Origin of the sequence: Burkholderia sp. BCC1047 (assembly GCF_902833155.1) — a bacterium.
Lineage (GTDB): Bacteria > Pseudomonadota > Gammaproteobacteria > Burkholderiales > Burkholderiaceae > Burkholderia > Burkholderia sola.
This window is the reverse complement of record NZ_CADFEH010000019.1, coordinates 62,079-83,052: the sequence shown is the minus strand read 5'-3', so window position 1 is coordinate 83,052 and position 20,974 is coordinate 62,079. Positions and strand designations below refer to the sequence as shown.

At 59.5% G+C, this 20,974-nt stretch carries 17 protein-coding genes and 3 pseudogenes; 9 read left to right on the top strand and 11 right to left on the bottom strand.

From position 1 onward, the window contains the following. Positions 1 to 83 precede the first annotated feature (83 nt). The 6 genes from HWX55_RS20120 to mdlC form a co-directional block, all read right to left on the bottom strand. A complete protein-coding gene (locus tag HWX55_RS20120) occupies positions 84 to 1,229 on the bottom strand; it encodes an alpha-hydroxy-acid oxidizing protein (RefSeq protein WP_124476523.1) in 1,146 nt (381 codons plus the stop codon). 125 nt (positions 1,230 to 1,354) lie between these two features. After that, positions 1,355 to 2,527, bottom strand: coding sequence for a 4-hydroxybenzoate 3-monooxygenase (locus HWX55_RS20115; protein ID WP_175977013.1), 1,173 nt, complete (start codon positions 2,525 to 2,527; stop codon positions 1,355 to 1,357). Between the two features lie 114 nt (positions 2,528 to 2,641). Next, positions 2,642 to 3,988 carry an MFS transporter gene (locus HWX55_RS20110; protein WP_105798101.1) on the bottom strand — a complete coding sequence of 449 codons (1,347 nt, stop codon included), beginning with the start codon at positions 3,986 to 3,988 and terminating at the stop codon, positions 2,642 to 2,644. Then, entirely contained in the window at positions 3,985 to 4,209 is a 225-nt protein-coding gene (locus HWX55_RS20105) for a hypothetical protein (protein WP_175977012.1), read from the bottom strand. The genes HWX55_RS20110 and HWX55_RS20105 overlap by 4 nt, the downstream gene beginning before the upstream one ends. 40 nt (positions 4,210 to 4,249) lie before the next feature. After that, entirely contained in the window at positions 4,250 to 5,701 is a 1,452-nt protein-coding gene (locus tag HWX55_RS20100; RefSeq protein ID WP_175977011.1) for an aldehyde dehydrogenase, read from the bottom strand. 55 nt (positions 5,702 to 5,756) lie between these two features. After that, positions 5,757 to 7,346: a benzoylformate decarboxylase gene (gene mdlC / locus HWX55_RS20095; protein ID WP_175977010.1), complete on the bottom strand. Its 1,590-nt coding sequence runs from the start codon at positions 7,344 to 7,346 to the stop codon at positions 5,757 to 5,759. Positions 7,347 to 7,657: 311 nt separating this feature from the next. Between mdlC and HWX55_RS20090 the strand changes: the two genes are divergently transcribed. After that, complete coding sequence (locus HWX55_RS20090) at positions 7,658 to 8,584, top strand: LysR family transcriptional regulator (protein WP_124550000.1); 927 nt, start codon at positions 7,658 to 7,660, stop codon at positions 8,582 to 8,584. A gap of 160 nt (positions 8,585 to 8,744) precedes the next feature. Here the strand turns inward: HWX55_RS20090 and HWX55_RS20085 are convergent. Next, positions 8,745 to 9,473, bottom strand: a pseudogene (locus tag HWX55_RS20085) (IS6 family transposase). Positions 9,474 to 9,818: 345 nt separating this feature from the next. Here HWX55_RS20085 and HWX55_RS20080 point away from each other — a divergent pair. The 3 genes from HWX55_RS20080 (at position 9,819) to HWX55_RS20070 (ending at position 12,706) form a co-directional block, all read left to right on the top strand. Continuing rightward, positions 9,819 to 10,739, top strand: coding sequence for a LysR family transcriptional regulator (locus HWX55_RS20080; RefSeq protein ID WP_175977009.1), 921 nt, complete (start codon positions 9,819 to 9,821; stop codon positions 10,737 to 10,739). 94 nt (positions 10,740 to 10,833) lie between these two features. Next, positions 10,834 to 11,253, top strand: a complete 420-nt coding sequence (locus tag HWX55_RS36415; protein WP_347879632.1) for an acyl carrier protein — start codon at positions 10,834 to 10,836, stop codon at positions 11,251 to 11,253. Positions 11,254 to 11,509: 256 nt separating this feature from the next. Beyond that, the gene (locus HWX55_RS20070) at positions 11,510 to 12,706 is read left to right on the top strand and encodes an alpha-hydroxy-acid oxidizing protein (RefSeq protein WP_175977007.1); all 1,197 of its coding nucleotides are present in this window, start codon (positions 11,510 to 11,512) and stop codon (positions 12,704 to 12,706) included. A 260-nt stretch (positions 12,707 to 12,966) separates the two neighbouring features. Here the strand turns inward: HWX55_RS20070 and HWX55_RS20065 are convergent, their stop codons facing one another. Together HWX55_RS20065 and HWX55_RS20060 are read right to left on the bottom strand one after the other, a co-directional pair. Continuing rightward, positions 12,967 to 13,182 carry an integrase core domain-containing protein gene (locus HWX55_RS20065; RefSeq protein ID WP_279612695.1) on the bottom strand — a complete coding sequence of 72 codons (216 nt, stop codon included), beginning with the start codon at positions 13,180 to 13,182 and terminating at the stop codon, positions 12,967 to 12,969. A 96-nt stretch (positions 13,183 to 13,278) separates the two neighbouring features. Continuing rightward, a pseudogene (locus HWX55_RS20060) lies at positions 13,279 to 13,594 on the bottom strand (integrase core domain-containing protein); the annotation flags it as partial. Here HWX55_RS20060 and HWX55_RS20055 point away from each other — a divergent pair. Together HWX55_RS20055 and HWX55_RS20050 are read left to right on the top strand one after the other, a co-directional pair. After that, a complete protein-coding gene (locus HWX55_RS20055) occupies positions 13,565 to 14,182 on the top strand; it encodes a tyrosine-type recombinase/integrase (protein WP_244140614.1) in 618 nt (205 codons plus the stop codon). The pseudogene HWX55_RS20060 and the gene HWX55_RS20055 overlap by 30 nt on opposite strands. Before the next feature lie 110 nt (positions 14,183 to 14,292). Then, a pseudogene (locus tag HWX55_RS20050) lies at positions 14,293 to 14,490 on the top strand (transposase domain-containing protein); the annotation flags it as partial. Positions 14,491 to 14,600: 110 nt separating this feature from the next. Here HWX55_RS20050 and HWX55_RS20045 read toward each other — a convergent pair. Next, complete coding sequence (locus HWX55_RS20045; RefSeq protein WP_175977004.1) at positions 14,601 to 16,553, bottom strand: YadA family autotransporter adhesin; 1,953 nt, start codon at positions 16,551 to 16,553, stop codon at positions 14,601 to 14,603. Between the two features lie 496 nt (positions 16,554 to 17,049). Here HWX55_RS20045 and HWX55_RS36145 point away from each other — a divergent pair, with 496 nt between their 5' ends. Next, positions 17,050 to 17,250, top strand: a complete 201-nt coding sequence (locus HWX55_RS36145; protein ID WP_175977003.1) for a hypothetical protein — start codon at positions 17,050 to 17,052, stop codon at positions 17,248 to 17,250. 360 nt (positions 17,251 to 17,610) lie between these two features. On the opposite strand, the gene HWX55_RS20035 is transcribed toward HWX55_RS36145, so the two are convergent. Further along, positions 17,611 to 18,237 carry a TetR/AcrR family transcriptional regulator gene (locus HWX55_RS20035; RefSeq protein ID WP_208458718.1) on the bottom strand — a complete coding sequence of 209 codons (627 nt, stop codon included), beginning with the start codon at positions 18,235 to 18,237 and terminating at the stop codon, positions 17,611 to 17,613. Between the two features lie 232 nt (positions 18,238 to 18,469). Between HWX55_RS20035 and HWX55_RS20030 the strand changes: the two genes are divergently transcribed. Both HWX55_RS20030 and HWX55_RS20025 read left to right on the top strand, forming a co-directional pair. Continuing rightward, positions 18,470 to 19,366, top strand: a complete 897-nt coding sequence (locus HWX55_RS20030; protein ID WP_109343189.1) for an alpha/beta hydrolase — start codon at positions 18,470 to 18,472, stop codon at positions 19,364 to 19,366. A gap of 705 nt (positions 19,367 to 20,071) precedes the next feature. Further along, positions 20,072 to 20,908, top strand: a complete 837-nt coding sequence (locus HWX55_RS20025; protein WP_204496286.1) for an alpha/beta hydrolase — start codon at positions 20,072 to 20,074, stop codon at positions 20,906 to 20,908. The last annotated feature ends 66 nt before the right edge of the window (positions 20,909 to 20,974 follow it).

Sequence of the window (20,974 nt, the reverse complement as noted above, 5' to 3'; positions counted from 1 at the left end):
GGCACAAGGTTCCGGCGGCAAATACGCGGGAGTGTTACCCCGAACAATTGCGCATCCAGAATCCGCCGTCAATGCGCAGTTACCTATGATGGCCGCTTCGAAATATAGCTGCGATCGAGCTCGCCCACCGAGCGACAACCGATGAGCGCGAGCGTCCGGTCAGTTTCCCGTTTGATCATGTCGATGACATCGCTCACGCCGGTTTCCCCTCTGGCAGCCAGCCCGTACAAGGTGGCGCGCCCCAGCATCACGGCGTGGGCCCCCAGCGCGACCGCCTTGACGACGTCGGTCCCCGTCCGGATGCCGCTGTCGAGAATGACCGTCGAGCCCGAGGTGCGCTCGACGATATCCGGCAACACGTCGGCCGTCGCGGGCAGGTCGGCGAGTTGCCTGCCGCCGTGGTTCGAAACGATGACGCCGTCCGCGCCGAGCGCGACGCACCGCGCGGCATCGTCGGCCGTCACGATGCCCTTGACGAGGAGTTTGCCCGGCCATTCGTCCCGCAAACGGCGCAGGTCGTCCCAACTGAAGCTCGCATCCATCTGCCGGCGAAGAATCGCCGCCTGGGAGGCGGTGTCCGATGCATCGTCTGTGGCGAAATTCTTCAACTCCGGCATGCCATTCATCAGATAGGACCAAAGCCAGCGCGGGTGCGACAGTCCGTCGACTGCCGCACGTGCACTTGCCTTGAACGGCATGGCAAAGCCATTGCGAAGATCGCGTCGGCGAAAGCCGTTCACCGCGACATCGGCGGTGAGGATCAAGGTCGAATAGCGAGCCGAACGGGCACGATTGACCAGACTCTTCGCGAGGTTGCGATGAACGACGTACAGCTGAAACCACAGGTCTCCGTCGGCCCCTTTTGCCACCTCTTCGATGGACATGTTGGAAGCCGTCGATAGCGCAAACGGAATACCGGCCTTGCCCGCTGCGCGCGCAAGTGCGAGGTCGCCCTTCGGCCAGAACGCGCTATTGAGGCCCGTCGGCGCGATCACCAGCGGTAATGGAATCCGCCGCCCTAAAAGCGGCACCGACTGCTCTCGCGTGCTGACATCCGACAGCCGGCGCGGCAACAACTGCAACCTGTCGAACGCCGAACGGTTATGCGTCAATCCCGATTCATCGTCCGCCGCGCCTTCCAGATAGTCGAACACCATGCGCGGCAGCCGCCGTCTGGCTTCGTCACGATAGTCGCTGACGGAGAAAATTCCGGGAAATCCTGTTGTCATGATTGGAGTACTGTCAGAGTAAATCGTGATGCAAAAAGCACGAGATGCGCTGCACGCCGTTTTCGCGCGTCTCGGTCGACCGTGCGAGCCGGAAGACGACCGAGCAACGGCACAAATGTCGAAAGCTAAACGACAACGCTGCCGACATAGTTTTCCGCCATGGACCTCGCCGCAGTCTCGGACGTAGTCACATGTTCGAGTTCGGCAACCTGCAACTGCTGTTCAAACGGCGAGGCATCGTCGAGGCGATGCATCATGCGGGTCATCCAGTAGGAGAAATGCTCCGCGCGCCAGATCCGCTTCAGCGCGGACTGACTGTATGCAGCGAGTTGCGCTTCATCGCCAGTCCGGTAATAGGCGTCCAGTCCACCGCTCAGGGTCCGTACGTCGGAGACCGCCAGGTTGAGACCTTTTGCCCCGGTGGGCGGAACGATATGAGCGGCATCGCCGGCAAGAAACAGCCGGCCATGCTGCATCGTCGTCGAGACAAAGCTTCTCATGCCGACGATATTCTTCTGAAAAATCTTCCCGTCGACAACGCGCCGACCATCGGCGGAGTCGACGCGTGCGTGCATTTCGGCCCAGATCCGATCGTCGGACCACATATCGACGGAATCTTTCGGGTCGCACTGGAAATACATACGCTGAACCGTCGGCGAACGGGTGCTGACCAATGCAAAGCCACGATCATGACGTGCATAGATCAGTTCGTCGGCGGACGGTGCACCTTCAACCAGAATGCCGAACCAGCCGAAGGGATAGACGCGCTCGAAATCGCGGCGAACGCTCTCGGGAATCGCCGAACGGGACACCCCTTGCGAACCGTCGCATCCGATCACGAAATCACAGTTCAGCGTATGCGATTGCCCTTGATGCATGAACCGTATCGACGGGGCTGACGTGTCGATGTTGTGAATCGAGACATCCGCGACACCAAACAGGATAGAGCCGCCCGCAGCAACGCGAGCCGCCACCAGATCCTTGATGACTTCGTGCTGCGCATAAACGGTGATGGCCCGCCCGGTCAACGCCTTGAGGTCGATGCGCCGCCGCTTTCCGTCGAACGCGAGTTCAAAGCCGTGATGCAACGCACCTTCCGCCTTCATTCGTTCACCGACACCGGACGCTTCAAGCAAGTCCATCGTCCCCTGCTCGAGTACACCCGCCCTGATCGTGGATTCGATCTGCTCGCGTCCGCGGGTTTCGAGCACGACGGACTCGATACCTTTCAGATGCAAAAGATGAGAGAGAAGGAGGCCGGCAGGACCGGCGCCAATAATGCCTACTTGAGTGCGCATGCTATCTCCAACTGAAGGTACTGTCAGACGCTTTCCGTCATTCGGTTGAACATGAGCGACGTCGTTACGTGCTCTGCGCGGAGCTCGTAACATATGTCGCCCTCGACACTAATCTCAGACGCCCTTGATGGGCGGAATATGGCGACGCACGATCATCAGACAGATAAAGACCATCGCCATCGCTCCACCCAGCATGCCCAGGTACGCAGACGCTCCACCCTGCGTGATCACGAAGGCCCCCGCGAACGCGCTGAGAATCGCGCCGAGCCGCCCAAACGCGAGCGCGGATGCGGTCCCGGTCGCGCGAATCTCAGTGGGATAGACATACGCGCAAAGGGCATACATCGTCGACTGAACCGCGTTGACGAACAGACCGTGCAAACCGATGCCGAACACGAGCAGCGTCGTGTGGGCGGAAACGTCGAGACCGCGCAGGAAAAGCGCGCTCGCGGATGCCATCAGGCAGCACACGAGCAAAGGCCATCGCGACCCGAATCGACCGATCGCCACCGCGCAACCCATTGCGCCGAGTACGCCGCCGAGGTTGTAGGCGGTAAGACCCGAACCCGCCACCGAAGGACTGAGCCCCTCGCCTGCAAGCATCGTCGGCAGCCAGCTGAATGCGCTGTAGACCGCAACCAGGTTCATGAAGAAAGCGACCCAGATCGCAAGCGTGTCTCGGCCCTGATGGTCGGCGAACAGCGCACGAAAGCCTGGACGCTGCCCTGCCTTCTGCTCCTTCTGATCGGCGAACACGGCGTCCGGCCGAATCGAGCGGGACATGCGGGTCAGCAGGTGACGCAGTTCGTTCCAACGTTCGTGACGGCGGGCCAGATAACGTGGCGATTCAGGCATGACGAAATACAGCAGGAACGCCAGCGCGACGGGAAGCGTGCCGCCAATCAGAAAGAGGCCGCGCCAGCCATAATGAGGCAGCACGACGCTCGCGAACAACCCGGCAAGCATGCCCCCCAACGGTACGCAAACGATGGTTGCGGTCACGGCGAGCGTTCGTCGGCGAGCAGGCGTAAATTCCGCCGTCATGGTCGTCGCGCTCGGCAGTGCGCCGCCGATACCCAGTCCTGCGAAGAAACGCAGGATCGCAATGGTCATGACGTCCGGAGATAGCGCGATCGAACTCGTCGCCAGGCCGAATACCAGCACGCTCCCGATGATTGCCCAGCGCCGACCGAACCGGTCCGCGAAAAGCCCGGCGAACGCGCTGCCGATACCCATGCCGACAAGACCGGCGGCAACGGCGGGCGCAAATGCATTGCGCGTGATGCCCCATTCCTTGATCAGGCTGGGAATGGCAAATCCGATGAGTTGCCCATCGAATCCATCCATCACGATCGCGAGCGCGGCGAGCAGGACGACCATTCGCTGGAACGCCGAGAACGGTCCATCATCAAGTGTGCGGCCGATGTCTACGGTCGGCAGACGCGGATTGCGATCGTTCATTTCGCTCCCCCGACCGGATCGGCGAATTCAAAACTGCAGTCCTGATTAATCCACCTTCCAACGTGATGATCAAACTTGAACCGCGTGCGATCGAGCGACGACTCGGCATTGACGACAGGCATTGCAGTCTCCTTGAGCCGATCGCTCGTCGTTCCAGGAGCGAAGGCTTTCCAACGATATAGGGTTGTTATTTTGTTCGCGCCCACCGTCAGGAAGCTCATCGCTTCCGCGGCGAAACACGCGCGCTGGCCGCGGCAACGATCAGAACGGATAGTGACGAGGCGTCGTTTGCACGGTGATCCAGCGCAAATCGGTAAATTCCGCGATTCCCGCCTTGCCGCCGAAATGCCCGAAACCACTGGACTTCATCCCGCCAAACGGCATTTGCGCCTCGTCGTGAACCGTCGGGCCATTGACGTGGCAAAGCCCGGACTCGATACGCTTCGCTACCGTCAACGCCCGCGCGACGTCACGGCTGAAGACTGCCGCGGACAGACCATATTCGTTGTCGTTTGCGCATGCGATGGCTTCTTCGTCGCCATTGACGCGAACGATCGCCTTGACGGGCCCGAACGACTCCTCCCGGTAGATTTGCATGTCCGCCGTCACGTGATCGAGCAACGTGGCCGGCATGAGCGTGGTCTCGGACTTTCCTCCGCACACCAATGTCGCCCCTTTCGCCAGCGCGTCGTCGATCAGGTCGTTGCACTTCCTGACGGTCGCCATGTCTACCACGGAGCCGAGTACGGCCGGACCCTTTCTCGGATCGCCAAGCGGCAGGCTCTTTGCCTTTTCGGCAAGGCGCGCGACGAATTCATCGGCGATCCTCGTGTCGACGACGATGCGTTCGGTCGACATACAGATCTGACCGGAATTTGCAAACGCCCCGAATGCCGCGCCTTGAACTGCGGCGTCGATATCGGCATCGTGAAGAACAATAAACGGTGCCTTTCCGCCGAGTTCAAGTACTGAGGGCTTCAGATACTTCGCGCACTGGGCAGCGATGATGCGGCCGACGCGGGTCGAACCCGTGAAGTTCACACGTCTGACCGCCGGCTCGGCAATGAGCGCTTCGACAATGGCGCCGGCATTCGCCGGCGCATTCGTGACGAAGTTCACCACGCCGCGCGGCAGCCCGGCGTCCTGCAACGCCTCGATGATGAGGCCGTGGGTCGCGGGGCAAATTTCCGAACCCTTGAGCACGACGGTATTGCCGCAAGCCAGCGGCAACGCGATGGCACGCACGCCGAGGATGACGGGTGCGTTCCACGGTGCGATCCCGAGCACGACGCCGGCGGCCTGCCGAACCCCGAGCGCGAGATTGCCGGGCACGTCCGACGGAATCACTTCGCCCGAAATCTGCGTGATCATCGCAGCAGCTTCGCGCAACCCGTCGGCCGCAAGCTTGACGTTGAAATCGGCCCACAGGCGGGACGCGCCTGTTTCGGTTGCCATTGCCAGCGCGAAAGCGTCGCCCTTTTCTTCGAGCGCATCCGCGGCTCGATTCAGCAATGCACGTCGCTCGCCGGGCCCCATCGCCGACCACGCGGAAAACGCGGCGGCCGCAGCGTGCACCGCGGCTTGTGCATCGGCGACGGTCGCGGCCGGTGCCGTCGATGCAACCGTGTTATCGAGCGGATTACGGCGCTCGAATGTCGCCCCATCGCGAGCCGTCGTACGCTCGCCGTTGATCAGCATCGCTACCTGATTCATTACCGTCTCCTGGAGTATTTTTAAAAAGCCAGCCTGTCGAACCACCGACTCACGGTCAGGCCACGACAATTTCTACAAGGCGCGTTTTGCCCGAAGACAACGCGTCTTCCAGCGCTGGCTTCAGCGACAGCGCGTCGCTCACTCGAACCCCTTCGCAACCCATGCTGTTGGCCAGAGAAACGAAATCGAGCCCCAGGAGGTCGGTGCCCTGTACCGGATCCGACGCGGAGAAGCCGAATACGGGCGCAAATTCCTGCAAGGCGGCGTAGCGGGCGTTATTCAGAATGACAAATGTGATCGGGAGATCGAGTTGGACCGCGCTATAGATCGCTTGTGGTGAATACATCGTCGAGCCGTCACCGATGAGGCCAATCACACGGCGGCCGGGTTTGCCCAACGCCACGCCCACCGCGGCGGGCATGCCGTAGCCCAGACCGCCGCTTGCCATCGTGTAAAACGTCTGACTGCGCGTGAACGGCAGATAGCGCTGCATGACGGGCCGCGAACTTGGCGCCTCCTCGACCACGATATCCGCTGCGTCGCGCACCTCGGAGAGCGTCTGCAACGCATACGCGACCGACATGACCGCCGTGGGCTCGGCTCGCTCGACGACCTCGCGAGGCGCCGGTAGCGGCCGGCCACGCGGCGCCGGACGGGCGAGCAGGTCCACCAGCCCCAAGCGAACGTTCGCCACCACCGACGTGCCGACCGGTGTCCACGCGGCGGTAGCCGGATCGTCGATCAGCTGGTACAACGCCGCGCCATCGGGCACATGCGGCCCGCTGCCTTCGACGTGATACGCAAAAGCCGGCGCCCCGACGACGAAGATCAGGTCATGCCCATCCAGAATCCGAACGATTTTTTCGCGCATCGCCGGAAGGAATCCGGCGAACAGTCGGTGATCTTCGGGGAAGCTGCAGCGTGACGACATCGGCGCGACATAAACCCGCGCATTGTGGCGCTCGGCGAGCTGGATGGCCTCGTTCCAGGCATCGGCACGATCGAGTTCCGCGCCGACGACGATGGCCGGCCGTTTGCAGTTGTCCAGCGCGTCACCGATCTCCGCGATCGATACCGGATCGGGGCGGAACCGGGTGCTGACCCGTGTCGCTTCGACGAGGTCGGCCGGCTGATCCCAGTCGTCGACCGGAATGGAAACGAACACCGGACCACGCGGCTCCTGCATCGCCACGTGGTAAGCACGGGCGAGCGCGAGCGGAACATCCGCGGCACGAGCCGGTTCGATGCTCCACTTCACATAGGGCCGCGGCAACTCGGTTGCTTGCGATGCCGACAGAAACGGATCGAACGGCAGAATTGAACGGGCCTGCTGGCCGGCAGTAATGATCAGCGGCGTCCGGTTCCTGAAAGCCGTGAATATGTTGCCCATCGCGTTGCCGACACCGGCCGCCGAATGCAGATTGACCAGAGCGGCATTGCCGGTCGCCTGGGCATAGCCATCCGCCATACCGACGACGACCGCTTCCTGCAGTCCCAGCACGTACCGGAAGTCCTCCGGGAAGTCGCGGAACATGGGTAGCTCGGTCGAGCCGGGATTGGCAAACACCGACGTCATTCCGAGGCGCCGCATCAAGTCCACGACGGCATCGCGAACGGTCGGCTGCCCACTTGTGTTTCGTTGCATCTCGAGTCCTCTGCGGTTCGCCACTCAGGCTGGCGGTGATTGGATGAGCCGCAGTATGGGATTCGACACATTGTTTGAAAATTGCCAAATATGCTAAAAGTCATTACATTTTGGCATTGCATGATCGGCTTGCCGGACGGTCCCATTTCGCCCCGAAGCTTGCTGGCCAAGGCTATCCGCCGTCATCACGGGCTCGGCGGCAGCCGCGGTAAGCGGGCACGGCGATCCCTTTCAGGGAAGACACCTAGCCAGCGCCGGGCGGCCCGGGATCGCGTTCGACCCCTTCACCCCTTTCAATCTGGTTCGTCACGATGAGTTTCAATCTGCAGCAGTTGATGATGTTCACCACGATCGTCTCCGCGGGTAGCCTGGGACGAGCCGCGACCACGCTGAACATGACCCAGCCGGCGCTGAGCAGATCGATCAAGCGGCTCGAGGAATCCGTCGGGGCGCCGCTTTTCGAGCGCCACACCAAAGGGATGCAGCTGACCGCTCTCGGCGAAGCATTGATGCCGCATGCGATGTCGCTGCAAAGGGAGGCGGAACAGGCCCGCGAGGAATTGGACGCGATGCGCGGCCTGGCGAAAGGCGTGATCAAGGTTGGCGCGGTGGGCAGCATAGCGAGCCTCGTCTTGCCGATGGCCATCGCGTGTGTGCTCGAGAAATGGCCCAATCTGCGCGTCGAGGTGATCGAAGGCGTGTGGGACCGTCTCGTCGAAGGCTTGCTCGCTTATGAAATCGACCTGGCGCTTTGCACATCAGGAATCGAAACCGAGGATGTCGCCGCACTCTCCGATTGTTCATGGAGCGACAGGAGTTTCGTGGTCGCGGCACCCGATCACCCGTTGCGCGCGAAGCGCGGTCTTCGACTCGATGACACATTGACGCAACGGTGGGCACTCACGCCCAAGGGAACCGGACCTTATGCCCACATGCAGGAAACCTTCATGGCCCGCGGTCTGCCGATGCCGGCCATTGCGGTCGAGACCCGTTCGGTCACCGTGCTCAAAAGCCTGGTAGCGCGATGTGGCTTTGTCTCATGGATGGCCGAACCCATGTACGACACTGAAAGCAAAGCGGGCGTCATCGACGCCCTGGATATCGAAGGCCTGGATGCGCAACGCACTTTGACGGCGTTCCGGCGCCGGCGGGGCACGCTGCCCACGCCCGCCGTCAAACTGCTGGACGAGCTGCGTCACCTGACAGGATCTTTGCGCAAGGAAGGACAAAGCCAGTGACCTGCGGCGGGATTTTGTCGGCATCCGGCAAGTGAGTTCTCTTTTATCCCAAGGACAAGGAGGACTCGATGAAAAAGCGATTTTCCGACGAGCAGATCATCCGGCGCTGTCACGTTAGCGGAGTATTGTTCACAAGTGGCGCGAGCGCGACTTGCATGTTTCATGCGGCAGACGGATTCTGGGTGACCTCGGTCAATTCACGCCACGTCGAGAAGCGTACGGCGAGGTGTTTGCGATAATGCGAAGCACGCAGCAGATGCCGCTTCAGGGTGAAGTGCTGGCGGATCCGCCCGACGCTCTCGAGGAAAGCCTGAGTGCGCTTCGGGTCGCGAAATCCCCGCATGCGCCGCTCGCGTTCGCGGGTCGGCTGATGGCTGTTCTCGGCACGGTTGTTCACGCGGGCAGCGGCCTTCACGAACACGTGCTTGACGTCGGCGAGCGCCGGGATGTCGGCCTTGGCAGCCGGGTAGCTGCGTAACTGGTCGGTGACGATCTTGCGCGGTGCTGGAAAGTAACGCAGCACACGCTGGAAAAAGCGCTTCGCTGCGGCCTTGTCGCGCTGCTTCTGCAGCAGAACATCCAGCTCGGCACCGTGTTCGTCGACCGCCCGCCACAGCAGCCAGGGCTCGCCACGCAGATTCACGAACATCTCGTCCAGATGCCAGGTGCGGCCCGGCTTTCGTCGCGCAGCCTTGATCCGCCGGGCGAAGGTCGCACCGAATTTGTCGCACCATCGGCGGATCGTCTCGTAGCTGACGATCACGCCGCGCTCGAATAGCAGCTCCTCAATGTCGCGTAGGCTCAGCTGGAAGCGGAAATATCAGCGGACCGCCTGGCTGATGATCGCTGCGGGGAATCGATGTCCGTGGTAGAGCGCTTTTGGTTTCATCGCGCCATCTTACGTGACCACACTTGCCAATGTGACAGCACCGTCGCCACCTAGGGAAGACACTGACACCCACCAATCGATCGATTTGTGCAACGCTTGCGTCCTATAAATGCATTTCAAGAGAACATCGACGTTATGGCCTTCAGTCTTCCGCAATTGCATCGCCGCGGCGGACCGTTGCCGGAATCTGTGACCAGATTACTGGAAGAATTGCGGTCTTTGACAGGGCTCGATCGCGAATACGAATAATCCTGCTCGCGAGGTGCCTGCTATTGCGGATTCCCCACAACCGTCTCCTGGACGACCGAAGCGGCATTTCCCCTATATTGACCTGCAGAAGCAGCGATGATCCGAGACCTTCGTCAATTGCAGTTATTTCTCAGCGTGATTCAGTGCGGAAGCGTTGGCCGCGCAGCGGACGCTTGTGGAATGACACAACCGTCGCTCAGCCGCATCATCCAGAAGCTGGAAGAACATGTTGGAGAGCCACTATTTCAGCGCCATGCGACGGGCATGCGCCTGAGCCCGGCTGGTGCGGCACTGAAACCATATGCCGAATTGATAGTGTCCGAATCGGAGCGCGCATCTCGCGAGCTGCTTGCGCTTCGCGGCTCGGAGACAGGACTGGTCAAGATAGGCTCCGTTGCCAGTGCCTTGAATTCGGTGATTCCCAACGCCATCAATCGTCTCTCTCGTCAGTTCCCCGACCTGCGGTTTCACGTCGCGGAAGGGCTTACGGATGACCTTTCCAGGCGCTTGCAGAGCGGAGAACTGGACTTGATCGTGACGATGTCGCTTCCTGAATCCGAGGAGATACTGCAAATTGCCGAGACTCATTGGCAATCGGGATGCCACGTGATCGCTTCCGCGACCCATTCGCTTCGGTCTACGCCGCTAGTGACCGTTGCTGACATCTCCAAGCACAGGTGGGTCGCCCCGCCCCCCGGCACGCAACCCTGGCATGAATGGTCGAAGATATTTCGTAGAGCCGGAATATCAACACCGAAAATTTCGGTCGAAACGCAGTCAATCGAGACCATGCGCCGCCTTATTTCGACACATGGCTATCTTGGCTGGATGCCGGAAATGTTGCTTACCGGACTGACGTCCTCCGCAGAGATATCGGTCCTCCCGGTACAGGACGTGCAAGCCCTCCGAACATTTGGGATGTACTGCCGCCGCAACGGGGTTCTCTCCGTCGCCGCGGTGAGATTCATCGAGGAGCTGAAGAAAGTACTCTTCGAAAGGCCAAACCAGTTGCCGTAGCGTTTCTTGACCCATGCATCATGCGGCATGGGTTTTCGTCACTTTGGCATTAGTCAACGTGGCACCGTCAAATTAAAGTACGTGCGAACGTCAGCTGCTCGAGGCACGTACGCGTATCGAAAGCGACATGACTTTCTCGAAACTTGGATTGGATTCAAGCGCTTTGGTTGGCCTGACAGGAGACCTCAGTCATTGGTTGGGTGTCGATTTTGATGTCGCGCTCCCTTACGACCACCCCTCGATATCGAGCTTGGCCGTGGCCGTAGCGATAAAGTTGTTACTCCACCCGCTATTGGTGCTCACTTTTGGAAAAGCGGCAATTGCTCTCGGGGCTCCGATATCCCTGATTCAACTGAAGGTAGTCATTGCCGTCGCGTGCCTACCGAGTGCGAGCAATGTCGCCCCGGTCGCCGAGCGCTTCGGGGCCAACGTTGGAAGAATCGCGAAGATCATCCTGGTATCGACGATGGTTGCGTTTATAAGCTTCCCTTCCGCCGTAATTTTTCTGAGGTGACTTGGCGCATGTTCGAGCGTGAGAAGGAGGCGCTTGTTGCCAGAACGGCGACGTCTGAATTTGACGAGCTTGAGACTTGGTACCTGATCGGGCAACCGTATACGCATTCCACGGTAAGCGGGTTTCGTTTTGACGCATGTCCCCACTCACCGCGATTTCGCGCTCTTTTCGGTGCGGAGGCGAGCAAAGCCAGGACATATCGATGGTCAGATGACGCTAACTTATTTTCAAAAAACAGCCAAACTAGGAAACCAAGATGGGTGCACTCGTCAGCGTAGAAGATTTTCGGAGACTTGCTCAAAGTCGTCTGCCGAAGATGGTATTCGATTACATGGAAGGAGGCGCCGAAGGTGAAAGTGGACTTCGGCACAATCGGGAGGTCTTCGAAGAAGTTCGCTTCCAGCCCAAACGCCTGACAGACGTCAGCAAGCGCTCGATTGAAGCGTCTTTGTTTGGCAAGCGTATGCGTGCGCCACTTCTGATCGCCCCTTCCGGCATCAACGGCATTCTTTGGCCAAAGGGTGACATCGTTTTAGCGAAGGCGGCCGCACGATTTGGCATTCCCTTCATCTTGTCCACAGCATCGAACTCCTCCATCGAAGAGGTTGCCGATGCAGCCGGCGGCGACCTTTGGTTTCAACTGTATATCGTGCACAGAAAGCTCTCCGACCTGCTAGTCAAACGAGCTCTTGCCGCGGGGTACAGGACGCTCGTTCTCACTGTAGACGTTACCGTCAACGGGAAACGGGAAAGGGACCTGAAGAACAACTTCGGCGTACCCGTGCGCTACACGGCTCGCACGCTCATCGACGGATTGACGCATCCCAGCTGGTCCTGGAATTTTCTTCGCAACGGCGTCCCCCAATTTGGCAATCTTGCGTCATCTACTATTAACGATCCGGAAATTCAAGCCGCGCTTATGACGCGTCAGATGGACGGAAGCTTCTCATGGGACGATTTGGCACACCTGAGAGAAATTTGGCCCCACAAGCTGTTGGTCAAAGGCCTTAGCCGTTCCGACGATGCAAAGCGATGTGAATCGATGGGAATTGACGGAGTGATTCTCTCAAACCACGGCGGCCGGCAACTCGACACCGCCATTGCTCCGTTTCAAGCGCTGCCGTCCACCCACAGCGCCGTGGACATCCCGGTCTTGATTGACAGCGGCATTCGCCGCGGATCAGATGTCGTCAAGGCGATCGCAGCCGGGGCTACAGCTGTCTTACTCGGGCGGGCCACGCTCTATGGGTTGGCGGCAAAAGGATCGGAAGGCGTCGACGCCGTACTCGAGATTTTCCGAGATGAAATGGATCGCACGCTCGCACAGATCGGATGCCCGGATATTGAACAGGTGGACACCACATACCTGTGGCCTCGGGGCAACCGATTCCAAGGGCACTACGGAAGCGATGCCGCCGTAGCGCTTGAGAACCTCATGCCGACGCACCGGTAGCCCGGTACGTCGAGCGCCCCGAGCATGCTGATGATCAGCGGCACGTCGGCCGCGTCCGCCCTCGTCACGAAAACGGGCGTTTCAACGCCGCCGTGCGCCTCGTTGCTACTTCGCCGTAGACCGAAGCAAAGTTGTCGACATTTGCGAAGTAAAAATGTCACTTCAGAGGTTGACTGACCTGCCCCCGGCAAACAGGGCCAGTCGGTGTAGGAGTTCACAATCAATGTGAACGGTCCCGGTTTTCAGTGCCAAAGGCAATGTTAGTCTTCGGCGTTCTGTTGGTCCGTCGGTTGGGCCTGCAGGCCCAACTGACGGACGTATTCGGCAGGCGGCACTTCATCGAGAGCCCTGTGAGGCCGACTCTCGTTGTATTCGACCCGCCATCGCTCAATCTGCTCCCTGGCGTCGGCCAGCTGACCTGAGGCGGAATTTTGTAGCCAATCAGGCAGTGAGTCTCGCGTCGATATTATCGGAATCCAGCCAGGCTCGACGGACCGTGGCGGGAGGTTGATAGCGATGTGCGCTATGGGGCCGGCGCTCGTGGAGTTGACCCTGTAATACCGGACACAGCATCACACTAAGGTTGCTGAATCCATCGAGCGCCGGAACTCGCGAGGCGAGCGGTATTTCAACGCGCTATGGGGATGCTTCTCGTTGTAATGCTCGAACGCGATGACCAGGTTGCGTGCAGCAGTCGCTGCGTCCGGCTTCGGCATGAAGGCGACGTAGTCGCGTTTCATCGTCTTCACGAAGCTCTCGGCCATCCCGTTACTTTGCGGGCTGCATACCGGCGTGGTCAATGGCTTCAGGCCGATGGCCACTGCGAACCGACGCGTTCATTGCCTCACGGTCACAGCAATCCAGCGCGAACGTTACGCGCAGCGGCTCGCACCCGATGCCTCCACGTGGTATGGCCGTCGCGATCGGGTGTTGCTGAAGCTCCTCTATAACACCGGTGCCCGTGTTTCTGAACTGATCAGCATCCGCGTTCGAGATCTCACGCTCGACGTGACGCCGTCGGTGCGGCTCCACGGCAAGGGGCGCAAGCAGCGCACTGTGCCTCTATGGAAGGAAACCGTTGCGGAGATTCGTCAGTGGCTCGAATTCACTGGGCTGCAGCCCGATCAGCCCTTGCTGCCCAATCACTGGAAACAGCCAATGACCCGTTCAAACGTTGCCGAACGGATTGCGCGGGCTGTGCGCACGGCAGAGCATCACTGTCCATCCCTGCATGGGCGGGCCATCTCTCCGCATACGTTACGTCACACAACCGCCATGCACCTGCTTCAGGCTGGCGTTGATCTCTCGGTCATCGCCCTATGGCTCGGGCACGAGAGTCCAGTGACGACGCACGGCTATGTGGAGGCCGATCTCACCATGAAGGAACATGCACTGGCCGCGATCTCGCCGCCCGACATTCGGCGTACACGCTACCGTCCAGCAGACGCGCTACTGAAGTTCCTTCAGGCCCTGTGATTATGTGCAGCCGACAACACTGGGCCGCTCCACAAGGGGCGGTCCCGTGTCGGGGACCCTACATAATTGCAGGCTTGCCATAACGGCGCTTATGCCCATTTGGGCATAACCGTAACAATTGGCTGTTCGCGGGCTCGTTGCGAGCCGGCCGCCGCGCCGCCGCCGTCATGAGCCTGGTTCAGTCGGCCAAGATGAACGGCCACGATCCCTACGTCTATCTCAAGGACGTCCTTGCACGGCTGCCGGTGCATCCGGCAGCTCGGCTCGACGAACTCTTACCCCAGAACTGGAAGCCAGAACCGGCTTAACCACGGGATGGGTTCGCCGGACGCTTACACTAAACGGCAGAGGGCGATCCGGCAAACTCCAGACCAGACTTCAGCAGGCAAAACAAGGCTCGATTTGCAGCAGCATAGTTTTACCAGACATAGCCGGCGCTACCTCCAACAGCCACCGTACCACGGGTGTTCGTTGAGCCACCGCCTTTCAGAATCCAGTTGCCACCGGGCAGATACGTCGACACGCCGACAGCGAAGCCCGTCTGCCCAACGTAATTACCGACAGCTACGCCGACGACCGATTTGCCGGGCGCAGGCGCTTGCGGAAGCATCGACAGCGCGACAGCCGATGCCGAACCGGCGTTCGCATCCTTGCGATACTTTTGCATGTCGTCACGCACACTGTTCACTGCGCTATTCAATTGGCGCACATTCACAGCGTCCGTCGGAGCCGTGCCATTTGCAACGTTGGTAATCTGACGCTCGGCACCCGGCGCACCAACCGAAACTGTGTTGTCCCTGTCCGCAACTGAATTTGCACCCAGGGCAACCGAGTTGTTCGCGGTGGCCTTGCTGTTCGTGCCGATTGCCGTCGAATCCGTGCCCGTGACTTTGGAGTTCGTGCCGATGGCGGTTGCTCGCGCGGCCGTGACATTCGAGTTCGTGCCAATTGCCGTACCATCTTGACCCGAAACGTTCGATCCGTTTCCGACCGCAGTACCGTTTGGCGCGGACGCTACCGAATTCTTACCCACCGCTGTGTCGGTCGTATCCGCAACCGTGCCATTCGCGCCCGACGTCGATATCTCGTTGACAGTGGTCGTCACCGCCGCCAGATTGTTCGACAGCGTCGCAACCTGCGAAGCAATAGAAAAAAGCTGTGAGCCGTTCACCGCATCGGTGCTGGTAGCGCTGATCTGCCCGGCGGCTACATTTTGCAACTGGTGCTCCTGACCAACCGCGCCGATACTTACGACACCGGTCGGTGTCGCGCCAGCAAAGCCACCGAACGTTACGCCGTTCAACGTGACGCTATTCACGTTCGTTGCCGTACGTGTGACCGCGCCGGAACCCAGGGCCGTCGACTCTGCCGTCGAAGCCACAGCCGCGTTACCGATCGCAATTGAATTTGTGCCCGTTGCTTGTGTAAGCGTGCCCATCGCAATCGCGTTGGTCGATGCGGCATTCGCATTAAAGCCGATCGCGACCGCCGTGACGGATGATGAGGTGGCAGACTGACCGATCGCAATGGCCGATCCTCCGCTCGCCACGCTGGAATTGCCGAGCGCCAGCGAACTGCCGCCGCTTGCTGTCGCTGCGGGACCAATCGCCGTGGCGCTGTTGACGCTGGCGTTCGCCCCGGAGCCTACGGCCACGGCATTGACATCGCTTGCCTTGGCATTCTCACCGATAGCGATTGCATTCTGCGAGGTTGCCTGTGCGCGGGAAATCGCAACGCTGCCGATACCTGACGCAACAGAATCTACACCAACTGCCGTAGCGTCAGATGCGTTCGCACTCGCCTGGAAACCCAGCGCCGTTCCGCCAGCGGCTGAACTATTGGTACCGACCGCCGTCGAGAATTCAGAAGTCGTGTGTGCAAGGGCACCGATTGCGGTCGCATCACCGGTCGTCGTGGTCGCCCCACCGCCGAACGCTACTGCTCTCGTGCCATTTGCGACCGAATTGGCACCCACCGCCGTGGCATTCGTACCATTCGCCGTGACTGTATCGCCCACTGCCGTTGCGGCGCCGCCTTGCGCCGATACATTGATGCCGACCGCCGTATTCTGGCTTGAACCGTCCGCACCGGCGACTGCGGGGAACACTCCGCCCGTGCTCGCGACCGGCGCCGTAGCACCCCCGACGGTTGCCGTCTGACCAGCGTTTTCCCCCCCAACCGCGAGGTTATCCGCATGCGCATAACCCGCCGAGAGCACGAGCGCCGCGAGGACTGCCAGCGCAGCCTTTGACTTCGTCGGAGCGCTGGCCTGTCGACGTTCCATTTGCGCCGTGGCTCCTTGCTTGTCTGCTGCCGTTCCGAGCGCGCCAAACCCTCGATTCGAGACCACCCTGTATTGATTTTTGTTCATTGCGTTTTCCCTTCCAACTTCTTTAGTGGACGAAAGATTTTCCTTTTGTGCTCTCTGCTATGGCGCCTCTGCAACCTCCGTTCGTGCGCCTCCGACACGCTGCTTCCGCTGCTTTTATCGCCGCAGTTGCAGCCATTCCTTACGGGCCAGGCCCATGTATTCCGCGGGTTGCCGTGTAAGGGTCAGCGGATTATGGGTAGCGATATTCGGCCGAGCATTTGCCGGGGGAGCAGTTTGTTTTGCTGGAGAGGAAATTCTTTCTTTATCCATCATGAAGCGGGTCGTCCAACGCCATCGCTCGTGCGTTCTCATGCGAAGCGAATCAGCGTCGTTCGCAACGAATACCCGTGTTCTTGTTCGCCAACTATCGCGGCGAAAGGCTGACGCGCAACGGCGTCGACTCGATCCGGCAAAAAGCTGTCTCGCGCGCGGCCGAAACCTGTCCAACCCTGAACAGTAAACGCGTCTCGCCCACGTTGTCCGGCACACGACGGCCATGCATCTATTGCAGTCGGGCGTCGAGATGACCGTGATCGCACTTTGGCTCGGACATGAGCACCTCGACACGACGCACATCTACATGGAAGCTGACCTCGCACTGAAGGAGAAAGCACTGAATCGGCTTCAGCCGGCGGGGAAAACAGTCCCTCGGTTTCGTGCGACCGACAAGGTGATGGCGTTCCTCGATAGCCTCTGATTATGTGCATCCCGACGGCCGACGGCGCCCGCCAATTAAAGCGTACCGGCCGTCGCTACGCATAATCCAGCGCTGAGCATAATCGTGAATATGCGAAGCTTCGCATATTCACGAATCCCGGCCGCCCCTCCCTCTGGCTTGAGCGAATTGCTCAGCATTGCGCCGCTGCTCGAGCGCGGTTTTATACCATCAGCCACACACGGGCATTGCGAATCAACGCAGCGACCATTCAGTGCCCATGACTTCTCCCGCCTGCGGAGCAGTTGACACGGACGTTTTTTCGGTCACCGGTCGCGGGTTGATTCCTGGCGGCCTGTCGATATGTGGGATGCCCGTCCGCGATCGAGCCGATACGGCTTATCAACGCTTCACGCGACGAGAATTCTTACTGGCATGGAGTTGTACGAGACCCTCCATGATCAATTCGAGGCCGAAAGTGAATTCCTCCTCCAGCGGAATTGGCAATGCTGCTGACGCGGCGACGGTACCGGGAAATCGGGAACTGTCCAAGTCGCGAAAAGTGAGCGATAGCTGGTCATGGCCGTCGCTGTGTTCTGTGAACAGGCCTGGATATGACTGAATTGCAAAACCCAGTACATAGCGCGCAAGCGTTGCATACGTACGAGCAGCCAGCGCAATTGGAAAACCGTCTCGAATCAGGGTGGCCAGAGCGAGTTCGCGAATCACATTGGCATTTGGCCCAATGGGCGGGAATTGTGCCAGCAGGGGCGCAATATTTCCATGTCGTCTTAGCGCATGGAACATCGCGTGAGCAAGACGCGTGCATGCGTCTTGCCAGCGAAGTTTGGCGAACTCTTCCGGATGGATATCAACTTCACCAAACACGCGATCGATGACCTGAGACACGAGCTCGCCTCGATCGGCAAAGTGTCGATAAAGAGTTGCAGTTCCCGACTTCAGGCGATCAGCCAGAATTCGCATCGTGAGGGCTTCGGAGCCCTCCTCGTCGACGATCTGGAGTGCCATTTCGACGATCCGGTCAAGCGGCAACGACGGCCTGCCCGGCGATCGTTGAACCGTGGATGGAGCCGCGTCTTTGGAAGAGGGTAGGGTTTTCATGGGGTTGGCGAGCGGGTGAAATCGGTCAGAATAGCGAAAATTATCGGATACATTGTATCCGATATGTGCCGCAATAGCTACGCAACCGCGCGTCACGACGAGAAAGCTCCGTGATGCTATCTGCGAAGAGGATCCAGAGATGAAATACTTCGTGGCGTCTGGTGAGGACCGGCAACTCGATGCTTTTACACGCAAGGCTCTTCGTGGAAGTTTTATCGAGTTGGGCGACGGAACCACACATTACGAATTGGCTGCGCCTAAGACAAAGGATATAGTCGTCATGGTAGGCGGGTTGACGATTCCCCTGTTCTATTGGGATGGCCTCGCTTCTCATCTGCAGGCGTGCGGGTTTGGAACGCTGGCCTACAGTTGCTACGGCCGGGGTTACTCCGACCGGGTGCGGAACAGGTATGACGAATCGCTTTTCGCGCAGCAGCTATCGCAGCTTACACAGAGGCTCGGCATTGAACGTTTCCATTTGGTTGGAACTTCGATGGGTGCCCTCATCGCAATGGCCTATGCTGCACAACATGCTGGCACGCTTGTTACGCTGACTCTGGCCGGTCCGGCAGGTCTTGGCGCCAAGCCGGCGTTGCCGCCTTGGCTGACCCGTCGCGATTGGCTGATGACTTTCGTGGCTAAACGATTTGGTCAACGCTTATTGAAGCGTCACTTGGGTCACAACGTTCAAGATCCACAGGTCGCGAACAAAGCGGCACGAATGATCTTGGACGCATACCGTTACAGAGGAGCGATGTATGCGCTATTCTCGACTTTGCAGAATTTTCCGCTCTCTGGCCGTACCGAATTGTTCAGACGCACGCGGTCGCTGAATGTTCCAACTTTGCTTGTATGGGGTGAGAACGATCTCGTAACCCCGATCAGTCAGCTCGAGATCGCGCGTGATCTGCTACAGCCGCAACAATGCGATGTGGTTAAGGACTGTGGGCATATGGCACCGTTCGAGCGGCCGCGAGAGGTTGCCAGTCTGATTGCCGGTTTTACCGCCGCACACACGATCGGGCTCAATTCGTGACGATTGCTCGACGAATCACGGTATTGGCCTCACCACCCTCCTCATCGCGGCCTTTGGGGGACCGCCGCCTGCCAAGGCGCAACGAGAGCAAAGTCGTTCCGGCGAGTCCCGAAGTTTGCCGAATTTCCCAGATGCCGAGCTTCAATTTCTGATCCGATGCCTGCCACTGGCCACTCGGACCATACAGCCGGGCGGTACGAACATCTTTTGCATTGGGTACTGGCATCCGCTGTTTTCAGCATGGCGAGAAGTACGCCGCGGAGTGACTGTTCGCGAGCATCATCGCTCCCATTTCGAATTGCTCATTAGCCTAGCCGCGCGAAAGACGTCGTGATGGCAAGGCGGCCCGTGGGCAATACGTTGACCAGCGTTGCGCCATCCGCTCTTCACTAGACATCAACTTTTGCGTTCCCCGTAGCGACGGAGCAGCATTTAATCGGGCGTGCTCGTAAGCCAAATACTCGTTTCCTTGCAGGGTATTGGACTGCACTGAAATCGGTAGACTGGGCATCCGGTGAACGAGACATCAATATTCAGCCGACCCTATTTTGATCTACTTAGTATCCCCCAACGCGCAGGTCTGCTGCATTCGGCGAGCCAGACGGGATGCCCCATAACGTCCCTCTGCTGAACCGTGACCGGTCAGTCTCGACGCAAGACCACCTTGACATCCCATTTAATAATGGATACACTGTAACCATTATGATGAACTGGCTCGAACCCCAATTCGATTCCCTCTTCGCCACTGTCGATGGACTCCGTGTTCATTACAAGAGGGCGGGGAGCGGGACATCGATCGTCCTGCTGCACAACTCTGGCGGCTCACTACACAGCGTCCAACGACTGGCGGATCTGCTATCGACGACGTTCGATGTTGTTCGCCTTGACCTACCAGGGTTTGGGCTGACCGGACCGCGCAGCGACCGCGACTATCGAATACGCACGTACGCGGCAACCGTCGCACGTTTCATGGCAAGAATCGGGGTGTCCCGCTACACAGTGGTTGGCCACTCACTGGGCGGAAACATCGCATGGAACCTTGCGCTCGATTATCCGGATCACGTGGCTGCACTCGTACTGATCAACGCCACTGGCTATCCGGAGAAAACCGTGCCGCCAGCCTTCCGCCTGATGCACAACCCGCTGCTTAGACCGCTGTTTAGACGTTGGATGCCACGCAGTGCAACCGCTCGTAGTCTGCGGATGGCCGTGGGGTCTCACTCGGAGATCGTCGATGAGGCTATGGTGGAGCGGGTCCACACATTGACAGGTCGCCCGGGTAATCGATCGGCACTCGTCGACTTGGTCAACACGGACCAGATCGACCGCAGCGAAGAAATCACACGCATTGCGGCACCGACCTTGATATTGCGCAGCGCGATGATCAATGCACAGCGCTTCGCCCGCGACATTCAAAACAGCCAGGAGCGCGTGCACGCGGACGGTGGGCACTTGCTTCCGGAGGAGGAGCCCGACTGGGTTGCAAATGCGATCCAGCGATTCATGCACGACCTCGATAACACCTGCCTATCGCACAAGTAGCGCACACCGGGCCGGATCAGTGAGCGGTTTCAATCCCGTTCACGGCCAAAAAGCAGTCACTCGCGG